The organism is Paenibacillus andongensis (assembly GCF_025369935.1).
Taxonomy (GTDB): domain Bacteria; phylum Bacillota; class Bacilli; order Paenibacillales; family NBRC-103111; genus Paenibacillus_E; species Paenibacillus_E andongensis.
Genome location: NZ_CP104467.1, coordinates 6,942,613 through 6,964,903, shown reverse-complemented (window position 1 = coordinate 6,964,903; position 22,291 = coordinate 6,942,613). Strand labels below are relative to the sequence as shown.

At 47.3% G+C, this 22,291-nt stretch carries 18 protein-coding genes and 1 pseudogene; 16 read left to right on the top strand and 3 right to left on the bottom strand.

Features of this window, described 5'->3' with window-relative positions; all coding sequences use genetic code 11:
- Window positions 1-21 precede the first annotated feature (21 nt).
- From NYR53_RS31005 to NYR53_RS30995, 3 genes are all read right to left on the bottom strand, one after another.
- Window positions 22-669: an SOS response-associated peptidase gene (locus NYR53_RS31005; protein ID WP_261302880.1), complete on the bottom strand. Its 648-nt coding sequence runs from the start codon at window positions 667-669 to the stop codon at window positions 22-24.
- 102 nt (window positions 670-771) lie between these two features.
- Window positions 772-1,134, bottom strand: coding sequence for a response regulator (locus NYR53_RS31000; protein WP_261302879.1), 363 nt, complete (start codon window positions 1,132-1,134; stop codon window positions 772-774).
- Window positions 1,135-1,271: 137 nt separating this feature from the next.
- Entirely contained in the window at window positions 1,272-2,363 is a 1,092-nt protein-coding gene (locus NYR53_RS30995) for a GGDEF domain-containing protein (protein WP_261302878.1), read from the bottom strand.
- Between the two features lie 161 nt (window positions 2,364-2,524).
- On the opposite strand from NYR53_RS30995, the gene NYR53_RS30990 reads away from it, so the two are divergent.
- From NYR53_RS30990 to NYR53_RS30920, 16 genes and pseudogenes are all read left to right on the top strand, one after another.
- Complete coding sequence (locus tag NYR53_RS30990) at window positions 2,525-4,741, top strand: AAA family ATPase (RefSeq protein WP_261302877.1); 2,217 nt, start codon at window positions 2,525-2,527, stop codon at window positions 4,739-4,741.
- Between the two features lie 373 nt (window positions 4,742-5,114).
- Window positions 5,115-5,693 carry a Pvc16 family protein gene (locus NYR53_RS30985; RefSeq protein WP_261302876.1) on the top strand — a complete coding sequence of 193 codons (579 nt, stop codon included), beginning with the start codon at window positions 5,115-5,117 and terminating at the stop codon, window positions 5,691-5,693.
- A 12-nt stretch (window positions 5,694-5,705) separates the two neighbouring features.
- Window positions 5,706-6,509, top strand: coding sequence for a peptidase associated/transthyretin-like domain-containing protein (locus tag NYR53_RS30980; RefSeq protein WP_261302875.1), 804 nt, complete (start codon window positions 5,706-5,708; stop codon window positions 6,507-6,509).
- 126 nt (window positions 6,510-6,635) lie between these two features.
- Window positions 6,636-8,369 (top strand): phage tail sheath family protein, encoded by a 1,734-nt coding sequence (locus tag NYR53_RS30975; RefSeq protein ID WP_060645982.1) that lies wholly within the window; start codon window positions 6,636-6,638, stop codon window positions 8,367-8,369.
- Window positions 8,370-8,415: 46 nt separating this feature from the next.
- Window positions 8,416-8,850: a phage tail protein gene (locus tag NYR53_RS30970; RefSeq protein ID WP_261302874.1), complete on the top strand. Its 435-nt coding sequence runs from the start codon at window positions 8,416-8,418 to the stop codon at window positions 8,848-8,850.
- Between the two features lie 213 nt (window positions 8,851-9,063).
- On the top strand, window positions 9,064-9,441 hold the full coding sequence (locus tag NYR53_RS30965; protein ID WP_057304095.1) for a hypothetical protein: 378 nt from the start codon (window positions 9,064-9,066) through the stop codon (window positions 9,439-9,441).
- A complete protein-coding gene (locus NYR53_RS34570) occupies window positions 9,438-9,641 on the top strand; it encodes a DUF6760 family protein (RefSeq protein WP_079410461.1) in 204 nt (67 codons plus the stop codon). Before NYR53_RS30965 ends, NYR53_RS34570 begins: the two co-directional genes overlap by 4 nt.
- Before the next feature lie 7 nt (window positions 9,642-9,648).
- On the top strand, window positions 9,649-10,083 hold the full coding sequence (locus tag NYR53_RS30960) for a phage tail protein (RefSeq protein ID WP_261302873.1): 435 nt from the start codon (window positions 9,649-9,651) through the stop codon (window positions 10,081-10,083).
- 73 nt (window positions 10,084-10,156) lie between these two features.
- A complete protein-coding gene (locus NYR53_RS30955; RefSeq protein WP_261302872.1) occupies window positions 10,157-14,794 on the top strand; it encodes a hypothetical protein in 4,638 nt (1,545 codons plus the stop codon).
- A 156-nt stretch (window positions 14,795-14,950) separates the two neighbouring features.
- The gene (locus NYR53_RS30950; RefSeq protein WP_261302871.1) at window positions 14,951-15,577 is read left to right on the top strand and encodes a CIS tube protein; all 627 of its coding nucleotides are present in this window, start codon (window positions 14,951-14,953) and stop codon (window positions 15,575-15,577) included.
- Window positions 15,578-15,581: 4 nt separating this feature from the next.
- Window positions 15,582-16,670, top strand: a complete 1,089-nt coding sequence (locus tag NYR53_RS30945) for a phage late control D family protein (RefSeq protein WP_261302870.1) — start codon at window positions 15,582-15,584, stop codon at window positions 16,668-16,670.
- The gene (locus NYR53_RS30940) at window positions 16,670-17,395 is read left to right on the top strand and encodes a phage baseplate assembly protein V (protein ID WP_261302869.1); all 726 of its coding nucleotides are present in this window, start codon (window positions 16,670-16,672) and stop codon (window positions 17,393-17,395) included. Before NYR53_RS30945 ends, NYR53_RS30940 begins: the two co-directional genes overlap by 1 nt.
- Before the next feature lie 17 nt (window positions 17,396-17,412).
- Window positions 17,413-17,814 (top strand): GPW/gp25 family protein, encoded by a 402-nt coding sequence (locus tag NYR53_RS30935; protein ID WP_261302868.1) that lies wholly within the window; start codon window positions 17,413-17,415, stop codon window positions 17,812-17,814.
- 53 nt (window positions 17,815-17,867) lie between these two features.
- On the top strand, window positions 17,868-20,942 hold the full coding sequence (locus NYR53_RS30930) for a baseplate J/gp47 family protein (protein WP_261302867.1): 3,075 nt from the start codon (window positions 17,868-17,870) through the stop codon (window positions 20,940-20,942).
- Window positions 20,943-20,968: 26 nt separating this feature from the next.
- Window positions 20,969-21,085 (top strand): annotated as a pseudogene (locus NYR53_RS30925) (IS607 family transposase); the annotation flags it as partial.
- A gap of 21 nt (window positions 21,086-21,106) precedes the next feature.
- Window positions 21,107-22,231 carry an RNA-guided endonuclease InsQ/TnpB family protein gene (locus NYR53_RS30920; protein WP_261302866.1) on the top strand — a complete coding sequence of 375 codons (1,125 nt, stop codon included), beginning with the start codon at window positions 21,107-21,109 and terminating at the stop codon, window positions 22,229-22,231.
- Window positions 22,232-22,291 lie beyond the last annotated feature (60 nt).

The following is a 22,291-nucleotide window of genomic DNA, read 5'->3' as shown; positions in this document are numbered from 1 at the left end:
GTAGACGCAGCCCTCTTTTTATCATACAAAAACACTTACATCCGAACCGCTTTCCAGCTTCTCTTCTGGGGATGACAAAACATTTGCAACCATCAGCAGATCATCTACTGGTCGAAGGATGGATCTGAGGAGTCTGCTGTCCTTCATCTCTGGCTGCAGCCACATCTCGGCCTGATCTTGGTCTAGAATCGCAGGCATTCTGCGTTGATAAGGAGAGACGAGTGAGTTCGCTTCTGTCATCAGCATCATACATGTACGAAGCTCCTCTTCACCAGATGGAGCCCGCCAGACGTCATACAGCCCCGCGATGCCGAAGGTGCCGCTGCGCATTTTGAACTTAATCCACTCTGTCTCTTTTCCCTCTGTCACGCTAATATAAAATCCACTGCAAGGAATAATACAGCGCTGCTTTCTAACGATACGCTCAAAGACGATGTTGGTGAAGATCGAATCGCGGTCCCCGCATACGGCATCTTTTGCCCAGAACGGCATCAGACCCCAACGAAATTCATCAAGGATGCGTTCTCCCTTTCTATTCATCATCACAGCGGAGACAGACTCTGTCGGCCGCACCTCATAACGATTGGAGCTATACGATAGCAGCCGATCAATGCGGAATTGTTTAACAAGCTCGTTGACATCAGCAAGAATAGATATGGAATGACACATCGTTTTACCACCTCATTTGGTTTTGGCTATTATTTGCCTAATCAACCAAATACATGTATGAGGCATAGCTTTTTATTAAGTTTATTAAACCTGCTTCCTCGCTTAGACAATCAACAGCTTCAGCATCGTTTCCTTTATATTATGTTCCCGGAAAGGCTTAGAAACGAACTCTTTGGCACCCGCATGGATCGCCTCGATAATCATCGTCTTTTGCTCCAAGGCAGAGCACATCATAATGTTGGCGGCAGGGTCGAATTCTCTAATTTTTCGGATCACATCTATACCGGTCATGTCTGGCATATTCAGGTCCATTGTGGTCAGAATCGGAAAGTTGGCTTGATACGCATGAATGGCCTCGGCACCATTAGCTGCTTCTAGTACATCGTAACCCATCGTAATAATAATTTGACGTAAAATACCTCTAAGGCTTTGGACCGGATCTACAACGAGAATCTTAGGCTTCATGGTGTCTACCTCCCTGTGTATAAATATGATTTCGGAAGAGGCGACTCCTTTTATGAGGGTTTTCGGTTGGTAAGTAATGACATGGAAATTGGAGGCCAAAAAAAGCTAGAAGCTTTAGGGCTCCTAGCTGAAAACATCTATTCGGAAATATGAGAATGAATGCGGTTTTTCCCATTTCTTTTGGCGGTATACAAACATTCATCGACAAGTTGGAACCAAGCTTTTTTCATCGTGTTGCGATTATAGCTAGCGAGTCCGATACTCATCGTTAACGGTTGATCCGGCATCTCAGGAATTTCGGTACCCCGGATGGTTTCCATTAATTGTTCGCAAATATGTAAAACTTCCTCGTGTGATTTGCCTACAAACAGAACGGCGAATTCCTCTCCACCATATCGAAAAGACATATCGTCAGGGCCGAGCTCTTCCTTCAGAATGGAGCCGATCGTTTTGAGAACCATGTCACCGACCCAATGCCCGTAGGTATCATTAATCCTTTTGAAATTATCGATATCGATAAGAGCAAGCTCAAGCGGCGTATCATGGGGCATATGCGAAATTAGATGATCGGTATGCTCTTGAAAAGAGCGATGATTAAACAGCTCGGTTAGCGCATCCACTTTGGAAAGTCGATCAATCATCACATTTCGAATAAGGAGGTCCTGTTCGCGAACGACCGAATCTTTTAACTCTGTAATGAGAATTAGCCCTTTGTTCATGATTGCAAAGCAGATAAGTGCCGTTGAGGTGAGGACTGTAATAGTCACGATCACATCAGAGGGTGTTAGGGCATGCCCTTGATATACCTGACAAACTAGTAATGAAATTAAATATACAATGCCTAAACTATAAGCGAAAAAAATATATTTCTTTTGGAAATAGATAGAGGCTAAAATAATAGGGATACTAATTAATTCGTAGCTGTTCATCAGCTCGGGAATACAGATAATAAAGATACAAACCATGGTCATGGTCCATGTAATCATGATAAAATCGCTGTATCGTTTCAGAAAGTGAACAGCCAAATAACCGGCTCCCATTAAGATGAGCTGTAGGCAGGCCGTAATGATTTGAACCTCCATGAACCTGTTAAACCATTGCGGAGGCTGATCATGCATATTAAAGAAGAATCCAAGAATAGCGACTACTTCGTAGATGAATAGGATCCACCATAAAATATGTATAAGCTTTCGATTCCATATATGATCATTAGCCGGAAGTTGTTCCATGTAGAGGAGGCCACTTTCCTTTCGGGTTAGCAATTATTGGAAAAACATTTTGAGCCTTATCAGATCATTGTAAAGAATAACACCCCGTTTAGGCAAGCTGTTTACGAAGGGGAGGGATTGTATTTTTTTGTAAATAAAGATCAGAGTTATCAGGAGGGGCTATGGCAGCTCAAGGTTACGTACATGCATGGGAACATTATAAGGATGAGCTTACCTTGTTGGATAAAAAGCTTGAGCTTTTATATAAGCGTCGTCAAAAGCTGACGCCCGACCCGCAAACGGATTCGTTTCGCGGGATGTTCGTGTCCGAAGATGAGTTCATTCGCCTCATTGGCGGGCAAAGTGGAGATGAGGGGCTTGATGAGGAAGAACTCGAGCTGCTGGCTAGTATTCAGAATTCGGAGGCGTTCATTGCCCGAAGGCGTGAAGAAAGCCGTAGGACAGGCGTGTTCTTGCCTCTGTCGTATGTATCTGCTGTGTTTGGGCTTTCTCCAGTAGAAGAGCGGTTCGTTATGCTAGGACTCGCTGTAGAACTGGATCGTAAATATGAACGCATCTTCGGCTTTCTGCAAGATGACCTAACCAGCAAAACGCCTAATATTAGTCTGGCGCTGCAAATTGCTTGCAGCAGCCCTGAGGACATGCGGGCAGCGAGAACGACCTTCATGGCGCCCGAGGGCAGACTGGCGCGCTATATGCTTCACCGCGAAGCGCAGGAAATTAGCGGCCAGACGTTATTGTCGAGGCCGCTGCTTTTGGATAAGCGAATCATCTCATTCATGCTGGATTCCGGTGAAATGGACCCGAAGCTGAAACCGGCGGTTAGGATGGTTTATCCGGATGACGAGCTAGCTCCTCTGCTCGTCCATGAGGATTTTCAGCAGCGGCTGCGAGGCTTCATCCAAGCTGCGTTTCAGGCTCCGGCGGCTGAGCGCAAACGGCTCGCGTTCCATCTGTGGGGGAATGCGGGCGCAGGCAAGAAGCTGCAGGTGGAGCATCTCAGCAGGTACTTCAATAAGCCGCTGCTGCATGTTGATCTCGCTGATGTGCTGCTGCATGCAGCGAGTTTTGAAGATCAGCTGAGCGCGATTGTTCGCGAAGCGATCCTGCACCAAGCCGTGCTGTGCTTCACACGGCTGGAGGCGCTCTATCCGGAGGAGCCGGATCTTGCGGCGCAGCGGCGACTCGGGTGGTTTCACGAGCTGCTGGACGGCTACGGCGGCATGGTCTTTCTGCTGGCCGGGCGGTTCAACCGGCTAACGTGGAAGCCCAAGGAGCGGCTGCTCCTTGAGCACGAACTGCAAGTGCCGGACGAAGGCGGGCGTGAGCGCCTTTGGGCGGCATTCGCGCGCGAGCTCGGCGTGAGCGCGGACGTGGACTGGCGGGTGATGAGCGGCAAATTCCGCTTCACCCCGGGGCAAATTCGCCGCGCGCTGACGCTGGCGCGCGGGTACTCCGCCTGGCAGCGCGAGGCTGCGGGGGAGGGCTCCAGCGCTGCGGCAACGCTGAACGTGCTGCGAGCCGATGCGCTCTATAAGGCGTGCTACCAGCAGGTGCAGCACAAGCTCGAGCGCAAGGCGACGCGTATTGAGCCTCGCTATGGGTGGGCGGATGTGATCCTCCCGCCTGAGCAGAAGGATCAGCTCCGCAACGCGTGCAATCAAGTGAAGTATCGTGGCGTTGTCTACAGCGACTGGGGCTTCGAGAAGAAGCTGGCCTACGGCAAGGGGCTAAGCATGCTGTTCGCCGGCCCGCCGGGCACGGGGAAGACGATGTCTGCACAGGTTGTCGCCGGAGAGCTTCAGCTGGAGCTCTACAAGGTCGATCTTTCGCAGGTGATCAGCAAATATATTGGTGAGACCGAAAAGAATTTGCATGAGATCTTCGAGGAAGCGCAGCTTAGCAATGCGGTGCTGTTCTTCGACGAAACCGATGCGCTATTCGGAAAGCGCTCGGAAGTCAAAGATTCGCATGATAAATATGCGAACATCGAAACTGCCTACCTGCTCCAGAAGATGGAGGAGTATCAAGGCATCACAGTGCTGGCAACGAATCTATTAAATAATATTGATGAAGCCTTCCTGAGGCGAATCAATTACGTCATTAAATTTCCCTTTCCGGATAGTGAATATCGTGAAAAGATTTGGACATCCATGTTTCCGTCTGCAGCCCCGCTTAGCGATGATGTCGATTTTAAATATTTAGCTCAGCGCTATGAGATCGCCGGAGGGAATATCAAAAACGTCGTCCTTTCTTCGGCTTTCTTAGCTGCAGAGGCTGGTGAACCCATCCGGATGCAGCATATTATTAAGTCGATTCGGCATGAGCTGCAGAAATCAGGCAAAATCCTTGCCCGCCAGGAGTGGGAAGAGTATTAATTATAGAAGGTGGGTTCGCGCTGCTGCGCAGAGCCTGCATTACTTCAATTTAAAAATCCGCGAAGGTTTGATGCTGCGCGGTTTTTTGCCTATTTATGGCCGAATCTTTCATTATTCTTTTATTGGGCTGTTATAGACTTACATTAAGAAAGCTATCATTATAACCATGTAATCAAGAAAGCATCATCTGAAGGCGAAATTCCCTTGTATTCCCAATCCAACCTTGCAACTTACAGATCTATGAATATTTCAGGATAAATAAAATAATCCCTATAGTCATCCTAGTAAATTGCAATTATAATAGAAAAAGGTACACAATATGACATAATCTTTACCATCTTCATTACATTACATAGGTATTTTGAGGCAGGAAGTGACTCCTATTGGCGATTATTCTGTAATTGCAGATGTAAGCGCATCTTTAATCAAGCTTCTCAGAGAAAATATGACCCCTGATCCCATTCCTCAGCCAGAGATGATTGGGCTTGCTTCGCCTGTCGATAAAGGGGATTTCTACTTATCTCTCTACTTGTACAACGTCCGCGAAAGCGGTGATAATCGTCGTACCCACATGATTGCCAGAGGGACGAATGAAATTCAGTATCCGCCTATGGTCGTAGATCTTAGCTACCTGCTAACCGTACAATCACCAGCAGAGCTGCAGTCCAGAGCGCTGGATGAGCATAGGATACTAGGAAGAGCGATGCAAGTGCTCTACGATCATTCTATACTTCGAGGTTCTATGACCCTCGGAACTCTAGCTGAGCAAGATGAAGAAGTTCGCATTGTCATGGAGCCTCTTAAAGGAGAAAGCATCCTGAATATGTGGAACTTCGCTGATACCCCTTATAGACTTTCTGTTAGCTATACAGTTGGGCCTGTAAATATTGATTCAACCCGCATCAAGACAACCAAAAGAGTTTCGGAAACCGATTTTCGTATACAGGGTTAGGGGGATTAGGTTGTGGATCACATTCGCGTTTCGCAATTGAAAACCCGCGTATCTTTGGTTGTATGCGTCATCGATGCAATTACCTCACAAACTCCTCTTGGCAACACTACCACCGTTTATTTGGAAGGCACCCGTTCGAAAGCAATACGTAAATCGAATGGTTCCTATATATTCAACGATTTACCGCCCGGTGAATACCGTCTAATGGTAAGCAACGAGCACTATTTTCAGGAGCAAACTCTCATCACAGTAGGAACCGACAATTTTATAGAGGTTGTTCAGTTAAAGCCGCTGCCTTCTTATCCTTTTTCGCAAGGAACAGGACTGATCCGAGTCATGCTGCTGGATGCAGCCGGAGCGCCTTTGAGGAATGCCCAGCTGAAGGCGATGATTCTATCGGAAGAGTGTGCCCGTGCTCGAATTATGGTAGACCAAGTCGACAAGGGAGCACTTGAAGTAACACTGGGTTCGTTTACAGGTGTTATCGCAGTTGGAGACTCTTACTTGCTTCGAGGAAGAGGCTCTAAAGCTGCCGAAGAGCAAATCCGAATTGCCCAGGTATTGGAGCATCAAAAGCGGTTTCGTCTAGAAAAAAAGCTGACTAAAGGTTTTACAAGAGGTGCACTGCTGCTGCCCATCCAAGAAAGCCGAGTTACAGATAAAGGTGAGGCCGTTATTGCTTTTCGTGGCAATCGAGTTCCGTCCTTTCAGACAGAATTGGCTATTACATACGGCGAAGATCGGCGGCATATTATGAAGGAAGTAATAGTAGCAGAAGGAACAACGACTAACCTTGGCATCATTCGGCTCACTTAACCCTAATTAGTAGAATGGACACGTCCATCTTCTATACAAAAATGACAAGCAGAAAGGAGAGAACTGGTTTCATGTCTGTGGCCGTATTGATTTGCAAGAAGTGCCATCTGACTGAACTGGGGAACAATGGCTGACTATTTATCACCTGGAGTCTATGTGGAAGAGTTTGACAGCGGGGCGCAACCGCTTGAAGGTGCAAGCACAAGTACGGCCGGGTTTATAGGGCTTGCGCAAAGAGGGGAAATTGAAGGTGTCCCTCAACTGGTTACGAGCGTAGCTGATTTCCATCGTTTATTCGGCAGCTACTTGTCCGAGAATGAATTCGGTGAGTATCGTTTCCTTTCTTATGCGGTTGAGCATTTCTATTTAAACGGAGGTTCTCGCTGTTATGTTATGCGTGTAGCGCCAACTGACGCTAAGGTAGCAACAAACAAAGCGGCAACGAACAAAGAATCCGCGATTCTGGAGATTGCATCCAAGAACCCAGGAACATGGGGGAACCAAGTTCGTGTTGTGGTTGTTCCGTCCAGTAAAGCTAAGACGCAAATCTATGAAGTGCTGAGCGAGACCCAATATCGCGTGAAAAATAATGCTGGCTTCAATGTCGGCGATGTTGTTGCCTTCGAGGCTGCTGGCCAGAAGCAATACAACAAAGTTGTTTCTTCCCAAGATAACATTATTGAGCTTGCTGAAGCGCTTGATGGAGATGTTGTAGATAGCGGACTGCTTCCATCCAAAGTGCTAACAACCAGCGAATTCACGTTGCATGTATTCTACGGCGATGAAGCAGAGACTTATGAGAAAGTGTCCCTAAACATCTCGGCAGCGAACCACATTGAGAAAATCGTTTCCCGTTCGAACATCATTACGGTGAAAGATTTGACTGATGGTAAGGATCTTGGTGCTGTTGCTCCGTTTGAAGTACTCTCTGGTGAGAGTGAAACGGTTGGCAAATTCCAGATCGCATTGTCTGGAGGAAGCAACGGATCAATCGCGCAAGTGACTCCTGATATCTTCATGGGTGTAGACCGTGGACCTGGTAAACGTACAGGGATCCAGTCTTTCATTGATAACGATGTTGTTAGTATCATCGCGATTCCAGGTGTAACTGAGCCTACGGTTCAACTATCTCTCGTAGCGCATTGTGAAAACCTGGGCAGCCGTTTTGCTGTTCTTGATATTCCGCGTGAGAAAACAAAAGTTGCCGATGTGATGACGCACCGTAACATCTTTGACAGCAGTTACGCAGCGATGTACAATCCATGGCTTCAAGTGTTCGATCCATTAGACAAAAGAAATATATACATACCGCCATCTGGCTCTGTTATCGGTATCTACTCCCGTTCCGACCAAACGCGCGGCGTTCAAAAAGCGCCTGCCAATGAAGTCGTTCGCGGTGCTGTTGGCCTTGATTGCCAATATAACAAAGGCGAGCAAGATATCCTGAACCCACAAGGCGTAAACTTGATTCGTGCTTTTGCTGGACAAGGTATTCGTGTATGGGGTGCTCGTACAACATCGTCGAACGGCTTATGGAAATATGTGAACGTGAGACGTTTGTTCATCTTCATTGAAGAGTCCATCAAGAACGGCACGAACTGGGTCGTATTCGAACCGAATGATGAGCAGCTGTGGGCTCGTGTACAACGAACCATTGATGCGTTCTTAACTCGTGTCTGGAGAGACGGTGCCTTAATGGGCGGAAGTCCTTCCGAGGCATTCTATATCAATATTGGACGCAGCACAATGACGCAGGATGATATCGACAACGGTCGATTGATCTGTGTGATCGGGGTAGCTCCGGTCAAACCTGCCGAGTTCGTCATCTTCCGCATTACTCAGAAAACAAGAGAAGAATAGTCTGTCAAAGTGTTAGATATTTTTCATATTAGGAAAGGGGTATTATATGGCTGGCGAACGTAGGGATCCATACCGCAATTTTAGATTTAGAATTGAAGTAGAAGGTATTCAGCAAGCTGGTTTCAGCGAAATCTCTGGATTTGACGCATCCTTGTCGGTAATTGAATACCGCGAAGGCAACGAAACCATTACGCCTCGGAAGCTTCCGGGACTTGCTAAATATGGCAACATCTCATTGAAGTGGGGTGTTACTGACTCCATGGACATGTATAACTGGATGTCGGAGTCGATTCAGGGTAAAGTTTCCCGCAAAACGGTCACAATCATCGCAATCAACGAAGAAGGCGCTGACGTAGCAACTTGGCAGGTTATTGAAGCCTGGCCGTCCAAGTACTCTGCTCCAAGCTTCAAGGGTACAGGCAATGAAATTGCCATTGAGAACCTAGAGCTTGCCCACGAAGGCATGACACGCACGAAGTAATCAAGGATAAACGACTCCGTCGTCCTGAAGGGACGAACGCGTTTGTCAAGGTTGATGCGAAGCTAAAGTATAAAACTTATACTTTGTCATCAACGAGCGCTAGAGTAGGAGCCGGAGCTTGAAGTCTCCGGTTCCTAACTCTTCTTTTTTCAGGCGTTAAGCTAGTTTGCTTAAGCAGCAAGTTTTCTTTGATAATGCGAAGGGGGTAACATCATGGCTTTCAAAACAGAATATGAATTCGAGCTGCCTAGAGGATATGTGGATGACAACGGTACGCTGCATAAGAGAGGCGTTATGCGTTTAGCAACTGCTGCGGATGAAATCCTACCCATGCGTGACCAACGTGTCCAGCAAAATCCAGGCTATTTAACGATCATCTTACTTACGCGTGTGATTACCAATCTAGGTGATCTGCGTGCGATTGATACACGTGTAGTTGAGAAGTTCTTCACGGCTGATCTTGCTTTTTTACAAAATTTTTATCGTCAAATTAATGAAATGGAAGTGCCGAGAGTACACACAAGCTGCCCGAAATGTGAGCATGAGTTTGATGTGGACGTGTCTTTTTTGGACGAGATGGCGGGGGCATAACGGGTTATCCCATTGACAAGATCTATGAGGAAGCGGGCTTTATTGCTTACTACTTTCATTGGACGCATGATGAAATCATGTCAATGGAGCACCGGGAGCGCCGAACGTGGTGTGAGGAAATATCCCGCATCAACCGCAACCTGAACGACGATGGTAAAAAACAGCCAGACAATCCTTTTGATGTGTTTGGTAAGAGGTGAGTAACAAGTGAAATCGCATAACGTTGGTGGCGCATTCCGGTTCGTGGTTGAGCTTGACGGACTCATCGTCGGGGGTTTTTCTGAGGTAACAGGCATGAAGTCAGAGACGACCGTCAAACCGTATTGGGAAGGCGGCGTGAACACGCACCCCCACTACATGATCGAACAAACAAAGTATCCGAATATTGTGCTAAAAAGAGGCATCGCGGGCTCCAGCGAGTTATGGGAATGGTACGATAGTGTCACACAAGGCAAAATAAAGCGTAAGAATGGCTCCATCATCCTGCACAATCAATTGGGTAAAGAAATGTGCCGATGGAACTTTTTCAGTGCTTTTCCGGTGAAATGGAACGGACCTGATTTGAACGCCAGCAGCGGTAACGTAGCTATCGAATCGATCGAGCTGGTGCATGCCGGTTTGAAAACTATTTTCAAGAAATAAGTGTGAGCGAAAAACTCAGTATATGCTTACGAATGCTAGTTTTGCTAAAGCAGAACTTTTAGGGGGATTGTTTATGAAATCTCGACAATCGCATAAACCCCGAGTGAAGAGAACTAAGGGCATTTTGCAGATTTCTGCTGCTAGGAGTAGTTCTGCAGGACGTGCAGCCAGAGAGTCCAAACAGTTTGCTTCCGGCATTATGGGCAAATATGGATTTTGGCGTAACAATTATTTAGGTTTGTTAGCTCTTATTTTTAAACAAAAAGGAATTCTCACGGATAAGGAGTTATCGTCCTTAACGGATTCGAATGATCATTCTTGGATTATTCAGTTACAACTGCAGCTGGAAGGCTTGCAGCATCCCGAATCTGCTCCACTTATTACGAAAAAGCAAACGATTCGTCAATTGCAGCAGCTGATTGCAAATAGTGGTTACAGGCTTCCTTCACAGACGACGGTTGATCAGTTTTCGAGCCAATCGGATGTGCAATCGGCTCACCAACAGACGCAAGTAATTGCGGATAAGCAAGGCAAGAAAAAGGGACGAAAAAACAAAAGAAACGCGGAACTATCCGTAAATCAAACGAATCTTCAAGCTGCAGCTGTTCATGAGGTTTTGGGTGACAAGCAGGTGAGGCTGCCAAAGAAATCAAATTCATTTAACTACGTTAACAAAGGGAATTCACCGTTAATCCAGCGATCTATTCGGCAGATTACCGCTTCAATCGGGATGCTAACACACGCCCAAAGCAGTAACCTGAATCAACCATCGCAATCGGTGAATGGACCTCAACATACAAATTTACATACGCAGCGATCAATCGTGCATAGAGCTGCACCTATGGATAATCATGTGCAAGTAGTCAAACATGTGGATGCTATTCGGCATACAGCGCAATGGATAGAGCAGTTCCAAGAGGGGAAACCAAGTGCTGGTTTGCCTGAGGCCAAGGTAGGTCATTCTGCTACTGCTCCTTCTGTGGTATCTACAATAGGGATGCAGCCTTCTTACCAGCATGCTGCCAAGCTCTATTTAAATGGTGTTGGCCAAACACAAACGCTGCAAAAGGGAATACAAAGGCTTCCGCAGTCTAATCATACATTGCTAAAGCTTGGTGAGGGGCCCTTTTCGAATGCAGAGGCACCTGCTTCCGTGCATTTTATTAGAAGCCTACTTGTCAGAAATATGGCTGATGCCAGTGATCAAAAGGATGTTTCGTCAACTGCTCTATTGTCGCCAACAGGCGAACCGAAGAGCGCTGGGAAACTCAATCGTAAGGAAGAAGCTTCAACTGCTAGAGGTTTTCTAGCTGCTAGCCAGCAACCATTAGCTATTAATGCAGCGCGATTGACTTCAACTTTGCCTTTTGCTATGCATGCTTCCTTATCAAGAGGAGCCCAGCAGAGTGTGCCGCAAGTTTGGCGTAAGCCGAATGAGCAGGTTGAGGGTTTTGGACAAGAACGACTAACCAATCGAGTGGTCCAACAAGATGATGCTTTGGCTTCGGCTAGAAGACAAGAGCAAGAGGTTCTAGTAGAGCGAATTCGTGAGCTAGAGCAGGAAATCGTGCAAGTGCAAACGCAAGAAAGACCGCAGGAGCGCGATCAGGTTAGCGAGCAAGGGCTAGATCGAGTGCAGGAGCAAGTGCAAGAAGATAGAGAGCAAGAACGAGTACAGGAACAAGTACAGGAACGAGTGCAAGACCGAATACCGGAACAAGTAAAAGATCTTGTACAAAAGCGAGAACAAGAACCGTTGCAAGAACGACTGCGAGAGCAAGAACAGGAAAAAACGCAGGAGTGGGATCGAGCCCAAGAAGATGAGCAGAATCAGGTGCAAAATCGTGCACAAGATGAGATACAGTATCATACGGATCAGGTACTGGGTCAGGTAACGATTAAAAATCAAAACCAGGATCAAGTACAGAATCAAGTGCCGCAAGATGAACATATGCGCACATCAGTACAGCTAGAGGCAATCTCTTCTGCCAATCAAAAGCTTGAGATAGGAACTAGTCAGCAACTGATTTCGGATGCTATTTCATATGAAAATTGGGAAACTCGTTCAAGCACGCGCGAAGGTAACAAGAGAAACCGAGGCACTTCCATGATGGAACGCCTTATCAAGCTAGTTACTAAACAAGTGGCTGAGCAAGGTGTGGAAGCAACTCCATTTGTAGAGGCTGCTTATCCTTCCCAGATACATAGAAAACCTAGTGTGATGGAAAATGGACTAGAGTCAGTTGTGAAAATTCAAAGCAACGAGAAATTGCTAAAGCAGCTGGTCCAACGACAAAAACAAAGACAAAGCTCTTCTAATGATTCATTTGTTAGGAGTATACATACAGTTCCACAAAATAAAGTACAGGTGATCTCCGATCATCTAACTATGACTACTCACATTCCGCGGATTATGCGTAGGGAGAATGTCGTGCAAAGTAAAGCTGATAATTCTCAAGCTATCGCGAGATCAGCTGTAAATCCGAATGTGGGATTGACGAGTAGAAGAGCAGCTGCAAAAGTTGATCTTGGCAATGGAATTTATGCCAAAGCACAAGGGGGATCGGGGAGTACACAACTATCTTCCAATCCTAGTGCCAATAGAGTGATACACCAACCAGGAAGTCCCCATGAGGGATACTTGGCCAGTGTGCAAGCCAGTTCATTTTTACAAGATTCACAACGTTTTCTTCGAACTGCTTCGAAACGTGAAGAGCAGCATGAAGCAAGCATGAAAATAGATCGAAATTTCCCAATAGCTCCGAGATCAGTGATACTTAGGGAACAAAAATCAGATGAGTTGGGTGCTATGAAGCCGCTTGAGGGATATCGAGCTAGCTTGCAAGCCAGTTCGCGAATACAACGGCAAGAGGTTGGGCGTGTATTTCGCAAGATGGCAGGAACTGAAGTAAATAGTGAACGAAGGAAGCAACAATATGAGACACAAGAGGATGAAAGTTTAACTTCTGTGCGGAGTATGCGTTCAGCTACAACTTTAGCTTCTGAACTAGCTGCGAAAATGGCCGAATCCAGTAATTCTTCTATGCTGGAGGCTCGACGGATTTTTCGTTCTTCTGTTGACTCAGCAGGCTCAAGTCTGTTGGAAGAGGACATACAACAACGGCCAAGGACGAACGAAAGATTAGAGACCAAATCGCAGGGGGTCTTACCTTCCCAGAGTTTAGCTTCTGAGATAGCTACAAAAGTAGTTGAAAACAGTTTGAATAAGATTGGTCCTAGTCTTACAGTGAATGCAGGTCAAATAGATTTACAGCGCAGCTTCTCCCGTTATACGGAGTTATCAGAGCCAACTTCTGCTCGAGCCATTTGGAGGCAAACGGATAAAGGGCCGATAGGTGAGACTGGAACGAATATAGCGGCAGCAAGGGGAACCGCCCGAGAAAGAGTCAGCGAAAATGTTGGTAACAGCACAAGTACTGGCAGGGTAAGCAGTAACCTAGTTGGTAATGAAAAATCAAATAATGAAATAGCAAGTAATACCTCACTAGAACTTGTCAGAGGAACTATAAGCCGGGCACCCGTAGACATGGTAAGAAGAACAAGCGGGCAAACGGGAATAGACCGAGTAAGAGAACAGCAAGCGGCGATACAAAGAAAGATCGATACCGAGGTAATGACGACAATTCGAACAGGGATAGGCGAGGCTAGGCAGCCGATGACTCAGACTGGGACGGGTGAAGCTATGATCCGACAGATGACGAGTCGGACAAGCCCACGAGAAGCCGGGCAAGCAGCGGATATTCGCAAAGATGCAAGAAAAACCAGTCAAAGAATGGGTTATCGAGCAGCAGGCGAAGGGGTTGCTGGGCAGACGACGAGTCAGACCGGCCGAGCCGTTTGGCGCAGGGCGCAAGTCGAGCATGTTCAGAGACAAGTCATTGTCGATGACAGCGAGCGCGAGCTGCAAGCAGGGAATGGTTCGGAGAATCGAGTGGAAGCCAGTGGCTTCCAGTCCGATTCAGCGGAACGAACCATTGGGGCTAGAGTGAGTGCGCTGGAAGAGGAGCGCGCTCAAGGGGCCCAAGCTGCTGCCGCTTCGCGGGCAGCAGGCAGTGTAGGCGCGCGTGCAGCGCGCGCGCCGATAGCTCGCCAGCCCGTGAGCATGACACCGCGTGTCATGCAGATGCTGGCGAGCAGCGCAGGAGCGCTTCGCGCTGCTCCTGCGGGTTTTACCCAGGCGGCTGCCATTGGCAGCGCAGCCGCAGCAACTGCAGCTGGCGAGCAGCGCAGCGCGAGCATGACCCACAGCAGCAGCGGGAGCTTGGCTGCTGCAACGATCAAGCCGCTGCCCACGCAGGTGCAGCGGCAAACGCTAGCCAGCGGCGTGCATATCGCCGGCCAACCGCACCAAAGCGTGCCGATGACCATCAGCACGCCAACCGCGAGGCAAGATTTTCTAGCCTCGCAACAGCAGCAACCCACGCTGGAGCACAAACAAACTCCAGTCGCAGAGATCAGCGCGCTTGCCGAAGCGCCGCTGGAGATGGACTGGCTGCGCACCAAAGCAAGCGCAGACGAAGCACCAACCCCAGCAGCGCCGGTTCAACAGGCGGCGCCGGAGCTGAGTAGCGAGCAGCTGCAGGAGCTAATGAAGCAGCTCCCACAGCTGGACATAGCCAAAATCGCGGACAAAGTGTACCGCGAAATTGAGAAAAAGATGAAGTTCGAGCGGCAGCGTCGAGGCGTTTAATTATTTTCAAAATAAAAGAATTTATATGTTTCACATGATAAGTCGGCTATATTTCTTGATAAACGCATTCGTCCTAAGAGGACGGTGTAGCCGTTTCTTTTGTCGTAAATCATTAATTACGTTAAGTATAGATAAAAGCAGAAAGGACAGACACCTATGGCGCTTAAGAAAGCAATGATTATCGTTCATAAGGGAAGCAAAACAGAAAATGTACAAGTGATGTTCAATCCGGGTGAGTATACCCTAGACACGAATAACAGCTATTCTTGGAAAACAGTGCCGGGTCTGTCCATGCCCATCGCTCAATTCGTGAGCGGAGGGACAACGACGCTGTCCATGGATTTTTATTTTGACACCTACGAAAAAGGGACGGACGTTCGTCTGCTAACGAAGAAAATCTCAGGTCTCTTGGATGTCGAGAAGGAGATCCATGCACCGCCGCTTTGCCGGTTTGTTTGGGGTTCTCTGGACTTCAAGGGGGTGGTCGTGGCGGTCAATCAGCAATTCACGATGTTTCTGGAAACCGGAGTTCCGGTTCGCGCCAAGCTGAAAGTGACCTTTAAGTCCACGCTGAGCAAGAAAGACCAGCTTAAGCAAATACCCCGCCATTCGGCCGACCGGACGAAGCTGAAAATGCTGAATCAAGGGGAACAGCTTTGGATGCTTGCTGCAACGGAATACGAGGATCCAACTTTATGGCGGGAAATCGCCAGAGCCAACCAAATAGACAATCCAATGAAAGTCGCAACGGGACGCAACATTTCAGTTCCGAGGCTGGATTAAGCCGATGGCCTTAGATTTGGAAACGAGCTCATTTACCTATGACGATTTGGCCAAAAAGTATAAAGACTTTTATGCGCCTTCTTATATAATTAGCATAGATGGAACGAAAATATCAGACACGATTGCCATAGATATTCTTCGTGTTGAAACCTCCATCGATGGTACCGCAGACTCCTTCTCATTTCGGATTGCGAATGCGTACGATATTACGAATAATGAATTCCAGTGGCTGTCTACGTTCTCCTTAGGCAAAGTCATTGATATCAGTTTGGGTTATGTAGATAAAATGACTGCTGTATTTTCAGGACAGATTACATCCGTTGTTGTTGATTTTCCCGAGGAGGGTGCTCCTGGCCTTGTCGTGCGCGGGATGGACATCTCTTATCTCATGATGAAAGGGACCAAGTCTCGTTCGTGGAATAAGAAGAAATATAGTGATGTTGTTGAGGAAATCGCCAAAACATATGGCTTCAAAACACATATTGATGCAACGACGACGGAATTTCCCGCGCTTTCACAGAGTCAGATTAATGACTATCACTTTATTCAAAATTTAGCTAATTTGGTTAATTATGATTTCTTTGTTGTAGGGAAGAACTTATATTTCCGTAAGCCGCTCACGGCGATGACAGTATTGATGACGCTAGAAATGGGGAAAACTCTCCGTAGTTTAATGATTGATATGAATTTAGCTGAGCAAATTACGGGTGTAACCGTTCGAGCTTGGGATAATAAAGAACTGAAAGTGATCGAGGGTAAATCGGCTAGCATTACGAAGCTGGGCTCAAACAGCAAGACGGGCAAGGATATCTTGGCATCAAAAGGTGATTTCGTCGAGCATATGTACACGAATGTGTCCTCGGTGGAAGAAGCGAAAAGCTATGCGAATGCGATCTTGAATCGCCGAGCGATGAAGCTGATTAGCGGTAACGGGGAATGCATTGGAATACCTGAGATTCGAGCCGGGCGATATATCAAACTCAGTGGTGTTGGAAAATCGTTCGACCAGACTTACTATATTACCGGGGCTACACATATTTATGACGATGAAGGCTATACAACTCGGTTTCAGTTGGGAGGAAATGCGGTCTAATGTTCAAAGCTCCCGATATTACCATTGGTGGCATGTCCGATTTTGCCAGTCAGAAACTAGGCGGCGTCATGGTCGCCATTGTCACGAATAACACCGATCCAGATAAAATGGGGCGAGTGAAGCTCAAGCTTCCCATGCAGGAAACAGAAACCGAAACGGACTGGGTCCGGATCGCGACGTTAATGGGCGGTAAGGAAATGGGCAGCCTTTTTATACCGGAGGTAGGGGATGAAGTCTTAGTCGCTTTTCATCTGGGTGAGCTGCGAATGCCCTTCGTCATCGGCATGTTGTGGAATCCGAAGAATAAGCCGCCTGCGCCCGCGGATAAAAATGATTTGCGCATAATTAAATCACGCTCGGGTCATGAGCTTTCTTTCAACGATAAAAGTGGTGACGAGAGCATCAAGATTAAGACGAAAAAAGGCCAAATCATTGAATTGAAAGATAAAGATGAGAGTATTTCAATTGCGGATTCAAGCGGTAACAACAAGATTACGATCAAGGGCGGCTCAGCGAATGAAATTTCGGTTGTGAGCCAAACCTCGAAGATCACCTTGAACGCCAAAGGCGAGGTCAGCATCGAAAGTACGAAGGAAATCAAAATCAAATCCACCCAAATTAGCATAGAAGCTTCTGCCACGATGGCGCTGAAAGCTGGGGCCACACTGGATCTGAAGTCCGACGGTATCATTAATATTAAAGGCAGTATGGTCAAAATCAATTAGCAGAGGAGCGTGACGAGGTGTCGGAAGCATTTTTGGGACGAGGTTGGAAATTCCCCATTCAGGTCGATCCTGCGACAGGGCGAATCCGAATGTCTGAGTATGAGGAAGACATCGCCGAAGCGATCCGTGTTATTCTGGGGACCACACAAGGGGAACGGGTTATGCGCCCGAGCTTTGGTTGCGGTGTTCAGGAATTTATCTTTGGGTTAACGGATGATACAACGCTTCATTTGCTCCAAAGTAATATTGAGGAAGCCATTCGGAACTGGGAACCTAGGGTTCATGAAGTCGATGTAAAAGCCATTCCGGAAGAAGATGATCCTGCTAAGGTGATGATTCATATTTCATACCAAGTACGTACGACGAATAACCTGTTTAACCAAGTATATCCGTTTTACTTATTCGAAGGATCGAAATAGAGAGAGGCTGGCTGCGGAAGCGATGACGATACGTACAGAGAGGAGGTGGAGCTGTGCAACCTCCCAAAATTGATTCCAGAGATTTACCCGATCTGATCGCGCAAATGAAAGAGATGGCGCCGTACTATACGCCTGAGTGGCGGTTCACGCCTGAAAATCCGGATCCGGGTTCCGCGCTGTTCTTGATGTTCGCTGATATGTTCCAGGACAATATCAAGCGATTGAACCGAGTGCCTACGAAAAATTTGATATCGTTTCTCAACATGTTCGATGTGACGCTGCTTCCGGCACGTCCTGCCCGAAGTTACTTGACGTTTGCGCTGAACGAGGGTACGAAGGAATCCGTGTTCATCTCGGCAGGCACACAAGTTGCGGCTGCAGCGGAAGAAGGCAGCATCTTGTATGAGACCGATCGCAGCGCGTTATTGACTCCTGCGCTGCTTACGGATGTGTACATGACGAGCCGCAAACAGGATATGATTATTCGCATATCCGAAGAGTTCGTCACGGCATCTCGGCAAGGGCATGCAGCGCCGACGGCGCTTTTCCGCTTGCAGGATGGCGACAATTTGCAGGAGCATGCCATTTATTTGGAGCACAGCTCGCTTTTCACCGTGCACAATACGGCTCGTATTGAAATTGAATTCCGTAACTCGAAGCGACGTTTTGATGAACTTTCGATGTCTAATCAGCTGGCAGATCCCGAGCTAACAGAGTGGTTATATGCCACAGAGGAAGGCTGGAAGGCTTTTGATCACGTAGAGGCTAAGAGGAATCGGGTTACTCTGTTGAAAGCAGTGGCGGGTGAGATTGCTCTGCGAGAAGTGAACGGGGTATCCGGACGCTGGATACAGTGTCGCCTTAAACCGCTGATGAGCGGTGGCAGAACGCTGGCGGACAGCAAGCTGTCCATGGATAACATCTCATTTAAAACGGATTATGTTGATACACTGGAAACAGGTGGCGTTCGACCTGATCAGATGTTTTACAATGATATTGGTGCGGACCCATCGGGGTTTTATCCGTTTGGTGATCAGTTTGCGCTTTATGGTTCCTTTTACATCGGGAGTCAGGAAGTTTTTACGAAAAAAGACGGAGATATTAAGCTGAGCTTTGGGCTGCAAGCGATTCAGAATCGGTTTCAGCCGGAGCTGACGGAACAAGTCGATTGGAAAATGGTAATGAAAAAATCCAAGTTCGATAAGCCGCCAGTTACTCACGTCACTGTTATGGAGGTCGCTTGGGAGTATTGGAATGGGGCAACTTGGTTGCGGCTGGATGTGGGGAAGGAAGCAGAGAAGCTGTTTTATTATCCGCAGGAGCAGAAGGTACGCAAAGAAATTCACTTCCGTTGTCCGGCTGATCTAGAAGCGACATATGTGAACGGTAATGAAAATTGCTGGATCCGAGCGCGGATTTTACATATCGAGAATGCGTATGTGGCGCAAGCGATCTATCTATCACCTTGGGTGGATGATGTGTCCCTAACCTATCAGTATGGTGATCGTCTCTACCCTTCAGAACGCTGCTTAGCACTGAATAATACGGTGTTTGAGGATCGGACTCGGCATAGCCGTCAGCTGGAGGGGGGGTTTGAGCCCTTTCAACCTTTGGAGGGCCGTCATCCTGCCTTGCATCTTTCTTTTGATACACCGCCAGTAAAAGGCCCGATATCGATGTTCGTTTCCGTGAAACAGCAACGTTTCTCGGAGCAGGACATGCCGCTACTCGAATGGGAGTATTTGCGAACTGGTTTGATCCCGGGGAGCCATGCCGAATGGGCAGCACTCAAGGTGATCGATGATACGAACGGTTTGACCCAGAGCGGTACCGTGCAATTCGTTGGTCCATCAGATTTTGCAGGGGCGTCGTTGTTTGGGAAAGATGGCTATTGGATTCGTGCCGTTAATCGTGATGATAAATATGATGATCGTTCCGGTCGGATACAAATTCCTACCATTCAGGGCCTGTATATGAATACGGTTCAAGTGCTTCAGCAGGAGACGATTATCGGGGAAATTCCCGATTCCAAAGGGCTGGAAGAAACGGAATACCAGCTCAGCAGAAGCGGGATTGTCTCAGAAGAGGTTTGGGTGGATGAGACGGAGTTTGTGACAGAAGAGGAGATCACTGAGTACGAACGTGTTGGGACTCCACTTATGGAGATTAGTCGGGATTCCGAGGGGAATTTACTTCAGCTCTGGGTTCGCTGGACGGCAGTTCGCCAGATGGCGGACTCCGGCAATCGGGATCGTCATTATATGATTGATCGTACGTTTGGACGTATCCGTGTAGGTGACGGTATCCATGGCATGCGGCCGCCAAAGGGTGGGCTGGAGCAGCTGAAGGTAACTTATCAAGTTACGTCTGGGCAAGTCGGAAACGTAGGGGCTAGGATGATTAACCAGATGCAGGACTCTATTGCGTTTGTCGGTGAGGTTTATAACCCAGAACAAGCGTCAGGCGGGTGCCAAGCCGAAAAGCTGGAGTCAGCTTTGCAGCGCGGTCCAGAAATGCTAAAGCATCGTGATCGGGCCGTATCGTCCAAAGATTACGAGTGGCTAGCGCGTGAGGCTTATCCGAACATTGCAAAAGTCACGTGCATACCGAATCGGAACGCCTATATGCACAAAGAAATCGGAGCTATGACTTTAGTGGTGCTGCCAAAAGAAGGGCAGAAGGGAAGCTCCGCATTTCCAGAGCTGAAGAAGCAGGTAGAGAGGTATATACTACAGCGGGCTTCCAGCTTGGTTGCTTTCCCAGAGCGGCTTCAAGTGATTGAGCCTGTCTATATGGAAATTTCCGTTTCGGCGATCGTCGCTGTTGAGGGGATGGACGCCGTAGTAGCTACCGAAATTCAGGCGTTGGAGAAGCTGAACCGCTTCCTTGATCCGCTAACAGGTAATTTCGATGGAAAAGGCTGGGGTATCGGGCAGCAAATTCACCCCTCCGTTTTCTACGCATTGTTGAAATCAATACGAGTGATCAGTCATGTAGAGAAGCTTTACATGACCGTGTACGAGATTGAGGACAGTGAACGTACGGAACTCGACGTGAACCGCCTCCCGGCGCTCCCGCACGGAATCATTGTGAGCGGCAAGCACAAGGTGGTTGTGAATGCTTTGTAGTATTAATTGTTTTAACATAATCAAAACAGAAAGATGATTTGGAGCGTCAAGCAGAGAACGTGGGAATGTATATGATCGCTAAAGGATACTCATTTGAGGTCATCATAGACATTGGCAGCGGAATTAGGATTAAGCCAAGCGGATGATTAAGGAGTTGTTAGCAGATGATTCTAGCGAAAAAAGTTAGGCTAAAGCCAACACCCGAACAAGAGAAACAACTCTGGAAATCCGCAGGAACTGCACGTTGGGCGTACAATTGGGCGTTAAATCGGCAACAAGCAAACTACGAGAACGGCGGTAAGTTCATCCCTGATGAAGACTTGCGCAAAGAGTTAACCCTTTTGAAACAAACAGAAGAATACGCTTGGTTATATGAAGTATCGAACAATGTGACCAAACAAGCGATTAAAGATGCTTGCGAAGCGTTCAAAAAGTTCTTCAAAAAGAAAGCAAAGTATCCGCAGTTCAAGAGTAGAAAACGCTCAAAACCTGCCTTCTACAACGATACCGTTAAACTCAAAGTACAAGAAAACAGAGTGCTTATCGAGAAAGTGGGCTGGATAGAAACAGCTGAAAAACTTCCGATGCATACAAAGTACACCCAGCCGCGACTTAGTTTTGACGGAAAGTATTGGTATATAGCAGTGGGTGTGGAACAAAAAACAGCTGCGGTAGAATTGGCGGACGTTACTCTTGGAATAGACCTGGGTGTGAAAGACTTAGCGGTTCGTTCAGACGGTATCAAGCATAAGAACATCAATAAAACCAAGGCAGTACGCAAGATGAAGAAACGGCTTCGCAGGTTGCAGAGAAGCGTTTCCCGTAAATACGAAATGAACAAGGAGGGAAGCCGTTACGCCAAGACGAGCAACATTGTAAAACAAGAAAAACAGATACGTTTGCTTCATAGGAAGTTAGCGAACACCCGTAACAACCACATTCATCAAGTGACAAATTCGATTGTGAAAACCAAGCCATCGAAAATTGTGATTGAAGACTTGAATGTGAGCGGGATGATGAAGAACAAGTACCTGTCTAAAGCGGTTGCAGAGCAAAAGCTACACGATTTCAAGGCTAAGCTATCTTACAAGTGCGAGAAAAATGGGATTGTACTTGTGGAAGCTGACAGGTGGTTTCCTTCTTCTAAAATGTGTTCCTCTTGTGGGGGCGTGAAGAAGGAGTTGAAACTATCTGATCGAGTGTATGTCTGTTCTTGTGGCTTGAGTATGGATAGAGACCTGAATGCTTCGATCAACCTTTCACGTTATGGAAAGCAATTAGCGATATAACACGTTAACATTACCGCTAATATGTAGGACGCGTTGCATCCGAATTTACGCCTGTGGAGT